The organism is Dyadobacter sp. BHUBP1 (assembly GCF_050587785.1).
Lineage (GTDB): Bacteria > Bacteroidota > Bacteroidia > Cytophagales > Spirosomataceae > Dyadobacter.
This window is the reverse complement of the sequence record NZ_JBOBIH010000008.1, coordinates 1-13,871: the sequence shown is the minus strand read 5'-3', so window position 1 is coordinate 13,871 and position 13,871 is coordinate 1. Positions and strand designations below refer to the sequence as shown.

The window sequence follows — 13,871 nt, the reverse complement described above, 5'->3', positions numbered from 1 at the left end:
GCAAGAAATTGTTAGGTGCTTTTTTCTTTTTTAATCAACCTGGTCTATTTTTGAGAGTTCCCTGCCATTTATTGAGTTAATCTTGCCGGATTTTATAATTGAGAACTGCACGCTGACTCATGTAGATAAGTGGGAAGAACGGTGTCATGTTTATTTGGAAGAGAAGAAATCGGTCGGAGGGGTTCTGAGCTAAGAAGCGTCCTAAGGGTGCCATAATGATGTACATCCGCGAGGATTTAGTAATACTTTTTAAAACTATCTGATTCAGTGAATGACTAAAATAACTACATTTCCTTTCCTCCTTGCTTTAAGTTTTGTCTTAGTCTCATGTAATCTTCAAGACCATCCTATTCCCAGTGAACCTGACGTATACATTGCTGGTAATTCTGCAAAGGATGGTATTTATAGCGCTAAGTATTGGAAAAATGGCAAAGAAGTTGTGCTTTTGACTTCTTCTACTTCGGTAGAGGCAACTGGAATTGCAGTTGCCGCAGGTGATGTACACGTTGTTGGCAATTTTAGAGGGGCAGGCATTTATTGGAAGAATGGATTAGAGGTTGCTTTTGAGAATAATAGGGCACCCCATATATTGTTCGATGTTAAGACGGAAGGCCCTGATGTTTATCTGACGGGTGCGGCTTTGGTTCCCGGTGATACGGCAAGTCATTCCCATGCTGCTTATTGGAAAAACGGAATTCCCGTATTGTTAGAGGGAGGAATTGGAGGAGAAGCCTGGGGGATCGATGTTTCCGGAAATGATGTTTATGTGGCCGGAAATGTACCTCAGGGCGGCTATCTGGCTGCGAGGTATTGGAAAAACGGAACTCCAATCACTCTCTCGGATGGTACAAGTACAACACTAGCAACGAGCATTGCTGTATCGGGCAACGACGTACATGTCGTAGGAATTGAATATATCCGGCCTGATCCGTACTCGCCTAGTTTCACTAAGGCGAAATATTGGAAAAACGGTGTTGAGATTCCATTAGACGGCTGGGATAAGGGCTCGCAAGCGACGTCAGTTTATGTCTCAGGAAATGAGGTGATGATAGCAGGTAATTCAGACAACGGTAAGGCTGCCTACTGGAAGAACGGCGTTAGTGTTGAAATATCTGGTTCTGCCGCAGCGTCAGATTTAACTATTCACAACAATGTTGCCTACATAGCGGGAAATACGATCTCCAATTTAGCAACAACATGCTGCGGCGGTTTATATCGACCGGGATCACTCAGTGTCGGTACGGCTAACGGCGGGGGAGGAACTGCCGTTTACTGGAGGGATGGTAAACAATCTGATTTATCGGATGGAAAAATATCTAATGTCAGTTCCTCGATTTTCGTATCGCAACCATAGGCGCCTATTACATGAGCGCGACGTCCAGCATGCCGACAATTTGAAGTTATTTCCCAATAATCTTACCAGCTTTATTCAGGATAAACGGCGAGTTGACGTCAAGCTTGGACTATGTGCTCCGGGACAGGTTACCGAGGGGAAGTATGAGACGTTTATTTGTTCTTCGATCCGGATCTGGTCAGGCGATTGACGGCGGAATGGATTGAAGAGTATGACCAGCGAGGGCTCGTTCGAAGGGCTGGGCTACCAAACAACGTGATCGAAAATACAGTTCTTCGTCGAAATGACCCGCCTCTCATCACGTCAAATGTTTGGACCTATCATCCCAACGGCTTGCCAGCGACCTCCACTATGAAAACTGGAGCGGATTTCTATAAGACAACCCAAATCACAAAATTTAAGTACGAAAACTGCCATTAGGGCCCACCCTCGAAAATTCGAAGCTTGATAACCGTTTTATAAAAGACGGAATAGTCTGAATAGTGTTATATGTATGGTTTTAGGGCAGGTAATTGACTAGTGTCGAATAGTAGCCATTCATAAATGCGTTATTCATAATACTCCCGTCTGTGGCATCCACACCGCCATCCAGGTTTACGTCGGTAAAAAGGTACTGGTCATAGGTGCCTTTCAGAAAATCATTATTAGCGATCGACATGTCAGAGGCATCGACGACCCCGTCACCATTTACATCCCCTGCCCACAAGTACCATTTCCCATTGAAGAGGCCCATTTGGGCAGGATCGCCGGGCAGCTGGCTGGCCTTGTTGAGGGCTGTTGTAAAGTCATAAATGACTGTCCCTGAGTTGAAAGAAGCAATTGCGTTACTCAAAATCGCAACATGATTCCGATGGAAAACCGCAATCCGTACCGCAGAACTTTGCCCGACGAATTTCGGAAGCGTCCCGTCTATGTCGACGATACTTCCATTGGGTTTCAGCAGCAAGCTTTTCGATTGAAGTTTTACCGCCGGGCTAGCAGCATCGCGAATTTCAACCTTTATCCAATCTACCACCGAACCGGCTACTCCCGCCGGGTTACCGATGTTATTGTAGACCACATTTCCTCCATACGGGTCCGTGGCAGGTAACAAGCCTGAATTCGCACTGAAATAGGTTTGCAAATCGCTGGCCATATTCGCCTGCCCGGGACGGTACGCGCCTCGGAGAAGGACTTTGGCATCGAGTTGCACAAGGCTACTATTTAGCTCCCTTTTGATCCGGTTGCCGGCATTGTCATACGTAAATTTAATCTGTGCATTAATCATGCCCGGTAAGGCCGCCAGGACGGCCAAAAGCACAGCTTTGGTAAGGTGTGTGTTCATACAATGTGATTTGGAAATTTATAGTGTGATATACTCGTATATTGATTCAAAAGCAGTCTTTTTCGCCGCTGGCTATCGATTTATCCAATGTGCCATCCTTCCCAGCTTGAACGGGAAAGAAGCACCCGCTTTTTATTTGAAATACTTCCGACCCGCTTCCGCATATGATAGCGCATGCACGGCCCTCGACGATGTGCTTGTTCGCCTGCATATCGTCTACCCGCATTTTGTACCGGAACGCCCCCTTATACCGCGAACCGTCGGGCCTTAATCCATCCCAGCCATATTCCTGCACAGGCATTTTGGAATTGAAATAGGGCTTTTGATAGAGCATCGTGTCTCCCTCAATACTGTATACGGCAAAGCCCCACACATCCGTAACGACATCATTCACGACCGGGAAGAAATAGTCATTCACCCCATCTTTATTAGGAGTGAATACGTTCGGAACGTAGATCCGCTTCTTTTCGTAAGAGAATTCGACGGGCTGGGTGCCGCAGCAGGATTCGTATTCCTGGCTGACTACTTTTGGATCGCCTTGCGAAGAGCAGATTTGGGCGCTGGTAATGAGAAAGAGCATAATGAGTGTCAGTGTGTTTTTCATTTTGTTGGATGTTTGTTAAACAGGATTATAATCTATTTGAATATTACCATGATGCCCAGCCCTAGGCTGACATCATTTGGTTGCATATTGGCTATCCCAGTTGATATTCAGTAACTCGTTCGTTCCCTTCTCTTTTAACCGAACACGGCCCCAATTAGTGATGATGGAAACGACGCCTAACATTATACGCCCAACAAAGATTAATCGATTTTGCTCTACTTTATAGGCCGGTCCCAAACTTCCTCGGGCTATCGGGTCAGAAGTGCTATTCAAATTATCATTCATAGCACTGGAATATATGTTCGCGTAATACTTATTTCCATATTTTAGGTTAATGTCTTTAACAAATTGATCATGCCTGTTCTGCGGATTCCCGGCGGGGGATAATGTCACCTGTCCTTCGATACCGATATTCCGATAGAAAAAACCGATAGACAGAGGTTGGCAGTATATGTTCTGAAATTGGGTTCCTATCAAATTACCGGGGATATCGTTGGTTGGAAACAAGCGGGTGGGGAACACAATTCCAATCGAAGGTCGATAGAAAAATCGGACAGGCTTGAATTCCGACTGGGCGAACAGAGAGTTCTCCCGAACCAGTAGAAGTACGAGTAAGACCAGTAACTTGTTCATGTTATTTTAAGTTAATAGGCTTTGTGTTGGCTATCAGGTGGGTATCATTTGAAAGTGCCAGGTCAACTGTGAAACTATATTCTCCTGCTTGTTTCGGCGGTGTAAAAAGGTACAGTTCCATAAATTCGGTCTCAGTCCTTTTGAAATAGATATCAGGATGTGCAATGATGCTATCGATGCCAACATAGTGTCCATGCCTCAATACCTTAAATAATGCCGTTACATCACTGCTTTTCGGATGGTTATCGTCGAATCTGTTTATTGTCGTAATCTTTAAAGACGTTATTGTATCCCGTGGGGTTATTGTTGTATCAGCGCCGCACAAGCAACACATAGCATTGGCTTGGCTGAAAAGGGAGAAGTGATTACGGTCGATGGACAATTCACGCAAGCCTAGTTGAAGTTTGATTCCATAGGCGTTTCTCGGGATGGGACTTTCCGAAATAACCGAATTTGTGCTGGAATTATCAAGGTTAAACGCTGATAGGTACTCAAACTTGTACTGATATTTGTGAGGATCAGGACAGTCGCAGCAGGCAACGATCAATTGCGTGATAAATGGAATTAGTAAGATAAGCGCGATTTTCTTTTTCATGGTTTGAATTAAGAGATTGGTCGTGGATTATGTAAGAATTATAGCCATTGAAGCATGTTACGACTTGTCGCCTATCAATTAGCCAATACCAGGACCAGCACCAGATTTACCCCCAGGCCAATTCCCCAATTTGACCAAACCTTTCGCTGTTTTATTTTCTTTGCCTTTTTAGTGTATGCCTTATAGTATGCGGCTTGCCTGAATAATTCTTCATTAGGATATCCCAGGTTTTCAATTTTAGGATTAGTAGAAGAGCATAAGATGGCGGGAATAAGACCGATTACCGGTGAAAGGAGACTGGTTAACAATGTGCCAGTGGCCGCACCTTTATATCGTTTATAATGCCGGGCTGCGTCGATCTGGCCTTTAATGTTCAAATCTTCCGGTTGTTTTAATGTGTACAGTTGTGGATTTTGCACGTTCGCCATTGAATCGGCAGGAGCCTGAGCTAAGCTTGAAAGGGACAAAAGAACCGTTAGCGCGAAGGGTAATATAATTTTCATGATGATGGTGGTATAGTTATATTAATAGTTATAAATTTTCGGAAAATGGAATTCACTTTATACGCAACGGAGGCGAGAGTATGATTTGACCAAGTTCAGGTATTTTATGTTCGATTTACAAAACCGATGATCAAAATGACACGATGGATGTCCAATCGGAAATACACTGGCTATTTGACGAGACCAAGAGGGATCGAACTTCCTTTTTTATAGTTGATTTTGAATCGATAAATTGGAATTATATATATCTGTTTAGGATCTCCTATTCGAATTGCCAGATCGCCTGCTCCTGTCGTTCCGATTCTCCCACCGCCAGGAAAATAATTTGGCGAAAAGGCATTTGGTTGTTCATAGAAAAATCTTGGACGATCATAATAGAAATCGGACCCACATCGAAAGTATCGGCTTTGTAGGATTGGAACTACCGTTCAGAAAGAAATTTCCCAGGATAAGCACACCGGATTTGCTGGCATGGATGGATTGCTTCGAGAGAAAATTTCCGATACTGTCGACAAGAGAGCCATTAAACTTAACTTCTGCTAGACCAGTGTATCCTTTGACAGGTAGGTAACCAAGCAGTTCGGTATTGTTCCTTTGGTCAATAGAAACAACGCTATATTCTGCCTGATTGCTATTACAAGTAGAACCGAGAGTTGGAGATTGATTTTGGCCGTATGAATAATGTCCATGAACTAGTGTGAGAAAGGCCAAGCACAGTAGATACTTCATAGTGTGGATAATGTCTTGTTTGCCAAATGATTGTAACATAGTATCTTTTAGTTTGATTAGTTGTTTATTCTAGTATGTCAAATGCAGGATCGCCAAAAAGCTCAATTGTTAACGTGTCCGATTGAAATACTAGATTGATGTGGGGGACCTCTTTCTTTATATTTAGCATGAATTTTATGCCTTCTTTTTCTAGGAAATCTATAATGGAATAATTATCACACCCGCTTTGATTTATTTCTTCATATCTCTGTGCCCAACATTTGAAATTATCCACTAGCAGTTGACTGATCGGTAGGCTTTCTGGCATTATCACTTCACCGGACCGGGAGCATCGGAGATAGACTTTGTTTGATGATAGATCGAGGATAGTGTGTTTCATAGGAGAGTTGATTGAATTGATTAATGAGGATCTATTGATATGAGACGTAGTTCACTATTTTGCAGTTTTGTTGCAGACAACAGCTTTCATTCCGCCGCCGAGAACCATCGTGCCTTTTGGCCAACATTCAACAATATAACAGCAGGTTGTCTCCTTGATTACCTTCTTGTGATGGACCTTCGCGATGACAACTATTTGCCAAAGAAAGTATGGTCGATAATAGTAATAAGAATAGTGTAAATTTCATGAATGTAGTTTAACGTTCAGTTTTCGTAGGTTATAGTAAAATTGTTTCTCTTTAAATCGTCCAGAGTGAGCGGGTAATGCATCAACACCTCATTTTTGATAACTATTGAATCACAATCATAGAAGCCGTTACCTGAATTGAATTTTCTTGGATCAATTACGTACATTTCAGCAGTTTTTCCGTTTCCTAATTCTTGCTCCCAACAGTATCTTGGTAAGTCCAAAACAACTTCTTCATTAGGGGCCGCGTAGGAATAGAACACCATAGAGCAGAGACCACTGCCATTGCTCCCTTTAAGTGCATAAATTATAGCGTCACTTGAACTGTTTTTAAAAATAATGTTATGGTGACAGTTCGGACCCTCGCGATGGCAGGTGCTTGCGGTAGATATGGTAAGGAAGAGTAAAGAGAGTAGCTTACGTTTCATGGGTACGTAATTATATGGTCGTTATCTTCCAAATCTTTCAAACTTATGTCTTTCCGTTTCAATATCAGATACTTGCTTTGTACCTGCTTCCAGCCATATTTATGGATGGTATCAGGAGAAAAGAAAAAGATACTGAGCGTATCAGCTGGCAGGGACTCGAAAAATTTCGGCCAGGTTTTATGCGATTCGTACGATTTGCTTGTGAATGGCGCAATCCCACCTGTCATAAGCGAGTCGCGAATGGATGTATCTGGATAGACTTTGCTGATTTGATAAAAAATTAAGCTGTTGCTATTATTATAAATATCCAAATCATAAGCCACCGGAAGCCCCAGAGGATTTTCACATGAATCTGTGCAGGCGAATGTTGAAATAGCAATAATGAAGATAATGCATGATCGTCTCATAGTGTGGGAGGTTTAAAAGTTGAGAAGTGAGAGATATGATGGTGGAAATAGAAAGAAATACCAGTCTATCACATAGGAGCGTTTATACTCATTGTTCCAAGCGTTACCGCTATTGTTTTCATTAAGAGTTTGTGGTTCGCGTTTCATTAGGTATTTGTATGACATTTTATTAGCCTGAATTTCGGCCCATTCGTCGTCATGATTATGCCAGTCAAGTCTATTAAGTGTTGCTCCAATAAAGCTTGGAACGCCTACATGGGTGATGTATAATGGACCATGCAACTTGCTTTGAAGGGTGTGGCCATATTCGTGACGAAACATATCGTCGCCAATTTTCATATCCTCTGCATTAATGTAAGGCCCAAGAGTCAATCCCCATTTCCGTTCCCCGTTTGAATTGACTAGCGTAGCTCCATGCCAATATTCCACGTTGTCAACTTGACGGGTGCCATTTCTAGAGTGAGCATAAAGATTCCCCAACGTGGTCTGCGGAGCTTCCCAGGTAAACCGGGAGAGTAACGTACCGGCTCTTCCCCAGAAACCGAGCTTGGGGTCGGTCTTGAAAACACCCATGTCAATTTTCCAGGCATTATTTGTCCGGGTTCCCGGTGCGGTTGGGTCGAAGTTTCGCCATGCATTATTTCTCGCTTTTTTGCTTGTTGGATCTAAGCCCCCGTGCAGGAATGCTGTTTCGAACAGATCACCCGTGAAAGTCATTATCGTTCCATAGAATTGCCCACTCGGATCCGTATACCTCAACGGATTGTTCATCACATAGCTATACCTGTTATAACCCTGCGTCGAATAAGCATTCTGAACAAAATTGTCCGCACTCAACACCCTCCCGACCACCGGGTCATACATCCGCCCATTCATATTGATCAAATTAAAATTCGTCAAATGCTCATGTCCGGTAAATCCACGATAGAGGTAGCTGGTCGGAGCCGGCACATTGACGTAATCCCAGTTGGCCGGGTGGCGTAACCGGCCCCAGGCGTCAAAGTTCTGGTCGAGGATGACGGTGCCGTTGAGGGCGGTTAGTGTGAGCAGCGAGCCCAGGTGGTCGGTGTAGGTGTAGTAATATTGGTCGGCGCCGTTCTCGCGGATGACGAGGGCGGAAAGGCCTGCGGGTGTGTGTATGTAATGCAGGTGCTTGTCGGCGACTCCGGGCGTGATGTCCTTTTCGTAATTGCCAAAATAGTAATGCGTGTTGATCAATACGCCGTTCTTTTTCATAACGCCTTTGATGCGCTGGTAACCGGCGTCGTAGGTGTAGGTGAGCTCGTAAGGCTGACCTGAACCGTTTTCGGTAATCTTATCGGGCTGGTTGAAGGACGTGTAGGTAATGTCCTGGGTGAGTTGCGGCAGTGCGGTGGTGGGCGCTATGATGCCCGTGAGCGCATTGAGTTTCGCGGGATGGTAACTGAACTGCTGTCCGGCATCGGTTTTCGAGGTAATGTTGCCCGAAGGTTCATAGGTGACCGTCTGTGCGGGCTTGCCTGTCACCGTAGCCGTAAGCAGGCGGCTAAGGTTGTCGTAAGTAAAGCTTTCTTCCTTGTTTTTGATGTAATCCTTGCGCTTGGTGAGGTTGCCTTTCGGGTAATCCCAGGTCAGTTCCAGGTTTTGGACGCCGGTTGTGGAAAATAGCTTCGGAATGCCATAGTCGTAGTTGATAACCGATGATTTGCCATTGCCCAGCGTGTAGGCAGTATTTTGCCCCAGCCCGTTCATGCCGGTATTGGTGTAAAGGGTTACCGAGCTATTGGTATTTTTGACGGTCGTCGGATAGCCGTTGCTGTCATAGGCATGGTTGGTGCCAAATCCGGAAGGGTACAGAACAGAGGCAATATCCCCGTAATTATTGTAAGTATAGGTGGTTATATACGGACTGCCGTCGACGGTTTCTTTAATCGTCAGCATTCGCCCATAGGCATCGTAAGTATATTCTTCCAGGTTACCTGCAAAGCCAGTCACTTTTTCTATCTGGTTGACCCCGTTCCCGGAAGCCCGGTACTGGTAAGTTGTTGCCGGTTCTCCTGCTTTTGCTCTGCTGACGATCCTTCCGGCAACGTCGTAGGTCAATGTGTAGGTTGCCCCGTTGGCATTTGTTTGGCTCACCAGTTCGCCCAGCGAGTTATAATCATATTGCGTCGTGCCGGCATTGGCGTCGGTCAGGTGGGTCTGACGGCCGTAAGCGTCATATTGATTGCTGGCAAGCGTAATAGCGCCATTTTTGACATCCTTGATCCCGCCATGGCTGAAATAGGTGTATACCAACGTTCCGCCATCGTCGGTTGCACTGATTACCTTCCCACTGGCGTCCGTCTTCTGCGAGGTCGTACCTGTCGGGGTAACCGTGGTAGTGGTAAGTTCCCCGCTGGCATAGGAATAACTGATTGTTTTGGTACCCAACGCGCCGCTATTGATGTTATTAGGTCTGTTGTATTGGTCGTATTGGGTAGTGGTAGTGATATAGGTTTCGCCTGCTTTGTATGGCTGGGTATTCGAAATAATATTACCCTTTGCATCATACGCCTGGACCTGTGTGATCGGCTGGTTGCCGAAGCCCTCGGTTTCCTTTTTGATCTCGCGGCCCAACAGATCGTACCATATTTTGACATTAGGCTTGCCAGGATTTGAGACCAGGCTGTACCATACCGCCCCGCCCGCCAGGTCCCAGCCGTAGCTTTGTGTGATATTATATGCAACCGGTGCCGGTGGCGCGGTAACCGTAGGTCTCCCGAACACATCATATTGGTAAGTAGTAACCAGCCCGTCGACGCCCGTCGAAGTCAGCGGCTTGCCCCATCTGGGGTCATAGGTAGCGCTGGAAGTCTGGCCGAGCTCGTTGATGCTGGATTCGGCATAGCGGCCTTTCGGATCGTATACAGAGGACGTATTACGTGGAGCCGAAGCGCCCGGGCCATTTGGCGTAACGGTCGTCTTTTTCAGATTCCCCAGCGGAAAGTACTCGTAGGTGGTAACCACATTTTTGGCTAACCCATTGAAATCGGTTTTCGAAGTAAGTTGCCCAATGGCGTTATATCCCAAACTGGTTGCAACAGTGTGCGCAGGCTGGCCGGACCGGGTGTTGGAAACCGTCACCGATGTCGGCTTATTCAGTATCCCGGCCGGATAGGCACCGTAAGCGGTATTGGTTACCGCAGTCTCGACCCCGTTGTTGACCGTACTTTGCGTAACGTTGCCGAAATTGTCATACACATTTACCGTGGTTGTAGTCCTGCCCTCCAACGCCTTGTTTTCAAGGATATTGGTAGTTTGTACCCAGAAGCGCTTGGCAGATGGAGAAATAAATACGTTGGTGTTGGTTGTCTGGCTCAGCAGGGTACTTGTCGATGCGAGATAGATAGAGGTCCGATAGGGAATGGTTGTGAAGTAGGTAGTGTTGAATTCATTTTCAGCGACAGTTTTAATACCCGTAGCCAGGTCATTGGCCGTTATTTTGCCAAATCCCAGAAACCCCTTTCCCCCGCGGTGTAACTTGGTTGCCTCGTAGGTGTATTGAATTGTATTGTAGCCACCAACGCCGTTCTGCAGTTTGAAATCGGAGACAGCATAAAGTGGTGGTTGGACCGCATTAAAAGGGTAAGCCGTAAGGTTTCCCCGGATATGGAACCCGTTTTCATCCGTCAGCTTTTTGTAAGCCCATTCCGTAACATGATTGTAGCCGTTCTTGACTTTTTCAATCAGATTCTCCCTGCCTTCTTTTTTGAAATAGAAGACATCCATTGGATTGAAAATATTCTTGAAGTTGATAACATCGGCCCGATGGTCGCCGTTGAAGTCGCCGATCATGGGAGGCGGGGCGCCCAGATTCACTGCGTAACTGCTATTTATACGATAAAAATTAACCCCGGCACTCGAATAGCCCTTGCCGTAGTAGACATCGAAATTCGAAGGTGCCGCTGTTTGCCACCCATGGTAAATGTCCGATTTGCCGTCCCCATTGATATCGGCAATGCCCAGCTGATCGCCCGTGAATGGATCGGTGTCGGGAGTTGTGTTGAATGTGAAGGGTGATTCGTAGAAACCAATGCCATTAGAAATCACCACTTTCCATGTGCCGGACGTGGTTAATTTGGTAAGAATGTCCGTTTTGCCGTCGCCATTGAAATCGCCGAAATAGCTAAGATGGTCTTTGGTAAGATAATTGGTTGAGTAATGGATTCGGCGCGCGGTCCAGCCATCGAATGTAAAAACTTCACAATTCGAACCTTTGATCAACATAATGTCACTCTTGCCATCTCCATTGAAATCGACAATATGTACTTTGTCGGCGGTCGGCCAGTCGCTCACGGCCAATGCGAATACGCCTGAAATAACAATCGATCCGAAATCGGGCTGGATCTTTCCGTTATACAAATGGCAATTGTAATTGACTGCATTGCTTCCCAGCATAGTCAATATGTCCTGAATGCCGTCTCCGTCGTAATCACCAGGAAATATGAAGTGTCCGCTCGGGTGGATTTTTGAGTAGCCGGTGTACGGGGATATTGTCAGCGGATCGAACTGGATCTCAGGTTGTGCATTGGTTTGCCAATCGTAATTCTGAACTGTACGATAAATGCGGAGACTGGTTAAAGTGCGATTCAGGCCCGAGCCGGCAATGTTGGTCATCAAAACATCATCGGCCCCATCACCGGTGAAATCATATGCGAGAAAATCGAACGAATTAGGAATGCTTTGCTTCTTTACCACCGAATAGGTAACGGGCGCGTCCGTCACATTGACTGCATAAAAATCGTTCGGTTTAGCATTGTAGGGGGGATACTTGGCGTAGACGATCATTCTGTATACGGCAGGATTCTGAATAAGGCTTGCTTCCAGAAAATCGGTCAAACCGTCGGCATTGAAATCTCCTGTGATGGTCGTTGACGAAGGGTAATCATATCCATCTGTGGTAACGGTGCTGAAATCGGCGGGCGGGTCACCGTATTTAAAAATGGTGGCATTGAGCTGTGTGCCACCGGTTCCCGCCTCAATGACCTCTTTTAAATAGGAATTGATATTATCGTGTCCATAATTGAACTGGTAACTTCTTACGGTCGATCCCTCGGCTTTTGTGGTGACTTTATCCAGCAAATACTTGCTTTCGATCTTTGTGTCGTTTTCAAAACCAGCGTTTTCATCGACAGTGCGAATTTTGTAATCGAATTTGACTTGGTTATAAGGAATTAAGCCTTGCGCTGCATTGCCCGTATAGTTGATTTCATCGATGAGCAATGCGAAACTGGCGTTGGTGTTGTATTTGAAGGTGATATAATTACCGTCGGGATACAGAATGCGTGAGAGTGCCCAGGTAAGTACCGTTGCAAACTGGCCGGTAAGCCTGGAATCCGGGGTGTTCCCATATTCCATTTTCACCCCGTCTTTGGTTGTTACTTCAAACCATTCAGGGCCATTCCCCTGCGCGCTTTTGGAAGTGATAGTGGCGAAGTTCTCACTTTCAGTTCCATAGGTTGTATTCGGTTCGCCATAATTGCCAACTTTGGCTATCAACCTGGCGCCATCCAGGACAAACCTGTCGCTATTCGTCATGACGACCGGGTTCGTTTCATTGTCAAAATACATGTTCCGTGTACATCGTGTGATTTTTGACAATCCGCCGATCTCCCAGCCTTGTCCAAGAACACCATTTCCTGCCATTGAATGGTAATTAACCGAAACTGTAGGGCTGATGCCATTTGTCCCGGGAGGTACCACGATCGCTATCGAATAGCTTGCGCCTCCCGAGACTGTGCTGCCACTGCCTGCTATGCTTCCAACCGGCAGACCTTGGTTAATTGCCCGGCCATCGAACGTCGCACCTGTATAGAGGGTTTGATACACGACGTTTTGGGCGGATAAATTCAAACGTGTGAAAATAGTCAGGAGCCAAAACAACGTGTGAACATGATTTAATCTCGCTGCTAGTTGTGCATCGGGAATGTAGGGTCTGGTCATACTCAAAGCGTTTAATTTGAATAGTGGTGAATGAAATCTCTGGTCGCGAGCGAAACGGGCACAGCGCTGCCGCTGCTCCTTCCGAGCATGAAATACGGATTGATATAGATGTATATGGAGCCACCCGGTGCGGGTTAATGGCTGGATTTGGTGCTTTTGGCACCCGTCGGGGTAATTGAATGAAGAGTGATGGAAGCTGAGTAGGTATGGTTGTAAGAATTAGCGATACGCTGTGTTACAACCTCGGCAAACCTATATATTTTAATTTGGGTAAATTGTAGAATGTATAGCCTATTTATTTATCGGAAATTCAAGCTATTGGTTTTGAGATACTTATCTATATTTCTTCCTTTTGATAACCGGCCAGACTTCATTCATAAGTCGTGGGCTTCTCTTTACCAGATAATGCAATACCAAATGTTACTCTCGGATGATGTTGCGAAAGTTTTCAATTTTTTTCTGAGCAGATGAATTTGTTTATCAGTGAGTTAAGGTAAATATCAAAAAAAGTTTAAAAATTTTTTCCTACCACCACTTGCATTTAAGAAAAGAAGCTGCCACTTTTGCACTCCCAATCGGGAATAACGGCACTGAAAACGATCAGGGCCACGAGTTTCGGGAGTCCCGGAGCGACGTTCTTTGACATGATGAAGAGAGCAAGAAGATAGGTTCGTTAGAAACATTCGGTCTACTTTTTCGGAAGTG

10 protein-coding genes are annotated in these 13,871 nt (G+C 45.4%); 1 reads left to right on the top strand and 9 read right to left on the bottom strand.

What is annotated here, in order from left to right:
• Positions 1-271: 271 nt before the first annotated feature.
• Complete coding sequence (locus ACQ4MZ_RS25205) at positions 272-1,354, top strand: hypothetical protein (protein ID WP_430849797.1); 1,083 nt, start codon at positions 272-274, stop codon at positions 1,352-1,354.
• A gap of 499 nt (positions 1,355-1,853) precedes the next feature.
• Here ACQ4MZ_RS25205 and ACQ4MZ_RS25200 read toward each other — a convergent pair whose 3' ends face one another.
• The 9 genes from ACQ4MZ_RS25200 to ACQ4MZ_RS25160 all read right to left on the bottom strand — a co-directional run.
• Positions 1,854-2,678: a dockerin type I domain-containing protein gene (locus tag ACQ4MZ_RS25200; RefSeq protein ID WP_430849795.1), complete on the bottom strand. Its 825-nt coding sequence runs from the start codon at positions 2,676-2,678 to the stop codon at positions 1,854-1,856.
• Between the two features lie 46 nt (positions 2,679-2,724).
• Positions 2,725-3,282 (bottom strand): hypothetical protein, encoded by a 558-nt coding sequence (locus ACQ4MZ_RS25195; RefSeq protein ID WP_430849793.1) that lies wholly within the window; start codon positions 3,280-3,282, stop codon positions 2,725-2,727.
• 72 nt (positions 3,283-3,354) lie between these two features.
• The gene (locus ACQ4MZ_RS25190; RefSeq protein ID WP_430849791.1) at positions 3,355-3,915 is read right to left on the bottom strand and encodes a hypothetical protein; all 561 of its coding nucleotides are present in this window, start codon (positions 3,913-3,915) and stop codon (positions 3,355-3,357) included.
• 1 nt (position 3,916) lies between these two features.
• On the bottom strand, positions 3,917-4,510 hold the full coding sequence (locus ACQ4MZ_RS25185) for a DUF5034 domain-containing protein (protein WP_430849789.1): 594 nt from the start codon (positions 4,508-4,510) through the stop codon (positions 3,917-3,919).
• 74 nt (positions 4,511-4,584) lie between these two features.
• The gene (locus ACQ4MZ_RS25180) at positions 4,585-5,013 is read right to left on the bottom strand and encodes a hypothetical protein (protein WP_430849787.1); all 429 of its coding nucleotides are present in this window, start codon (positions 5,011-5,013) and stop codon (positions 4,585-4,587) included.
• A gap of 1,371 nt (positions 5,014-6,384) precedes the next feature.
• A complete protein-coding gene (locus ACQ4MZ_RS25175; protein WP_430849785.1) occupies positions 6,385-6,795 on the bottom strand; it encodes a hypothetical protein in 411 nt (136 codons plus the stop codon).
• The gene (locus tag ACQ4MZ_RS25170; RefSeq protein ID WP_430849783.1) at positions 6,792-7,202 is read right to left on the bottom strand and encodes a hypothetical protein; all 411 of its coding nucleotides are present in this window, start codon (positions 7,200-7,202) and stop codon (positions 6,792-6,794) included. Before ACQ4MZ_RS25170 ends, ACQ4MZ_RS25175 begins: the two co-directional genes overlap by 4 nt.
• 12 nt (positions 7,203-7,214) lie before the next feature.
• Positions 7,215-13,166, bottom strand: a complete 5,952-nt coding sequence (locus tag ACQ4MZ_RS25165; RefSeq protein ID WP_430849781.1) for an FG-GAP-like repeat-containing protein — start codon at positions 13,164-13,166, stop codon at positions 7,215-7,217.
• A gap of 500 nt (positions 13,167-13,666) precedes the next feature.
• On the bottom strand, positions 13,667-13,871 hold a 205-nt coding region (locus tag ACQ4MZ_RS25160; protein ID WP_430849779.1), incomplete at its 5' end, for a hypothetical protein.

Coding starts and splice junctions, on each gene's coding strand:
- ACQ4MZ_RS25195 (WP_430849793.1), bottom strand. CDS start 3,282: ATGAAAAACACACTGACACTCATTATGCTCTTTCTCATTACCAGCGCC.
- ACQ4MZ_RS25200 (WP_430849795.1), bottom strand. CDS start 2,678: ATGAACACACACCTTACCAAAGCTGTGCTTTTGGCCGTCCTGGCGGCC.
- ACQ4MZ_RS25190 (WP_430849791.1), bottom strand. CDS start 3,915: ATGAACAAGTTACTGGTCTTACTCGTACTTCTACTGGTTCGGGAGAAC.
- ACQ4MZ_RS25175 (WP_430849785.1), bottom strand. CDS start 6,795: ATGAAACGTAAGCTACTCTCTTTACTCTTCCTTACCATATCTACCGCA.
- ACQ4MZ_RS25185 (WP_430849789.1), bottom strand. CDS start 4,510: ATGAAAAAGAAAATCGCGCTTATCTTACTAATTCCATTTATCACGCAA.
- ACQ4MZ_RS25180 (WP_430849787.1), bottom strand. CDS start 5,013: ATGAAAATTATATTACCCTTCGCGCTAACGGTTCTTTTGTCCCTTTCA.
- ACQ4MZ_RS25165 (WP_430849781.1), bottom strand. CDS start 13,166: ATGACCAGACCCTACATTCCCGATGCACAACTAGCAGCGAGATTAAAT.
- ACQ4MZ_RS25205 (WP_430849797.1), top strand. CDS start 272: ATGACTAAAATAACTACATTTCCTTTCCTCCTTGCTTTAAGTTTTGTC.
- ACQ4MZ_RS25170 (WP_430849783.1), bottom strand. CDS start 7,202: ATGAGACGATCATGCATTATCTTCATTATTGCTATTTCAACATTCGCC.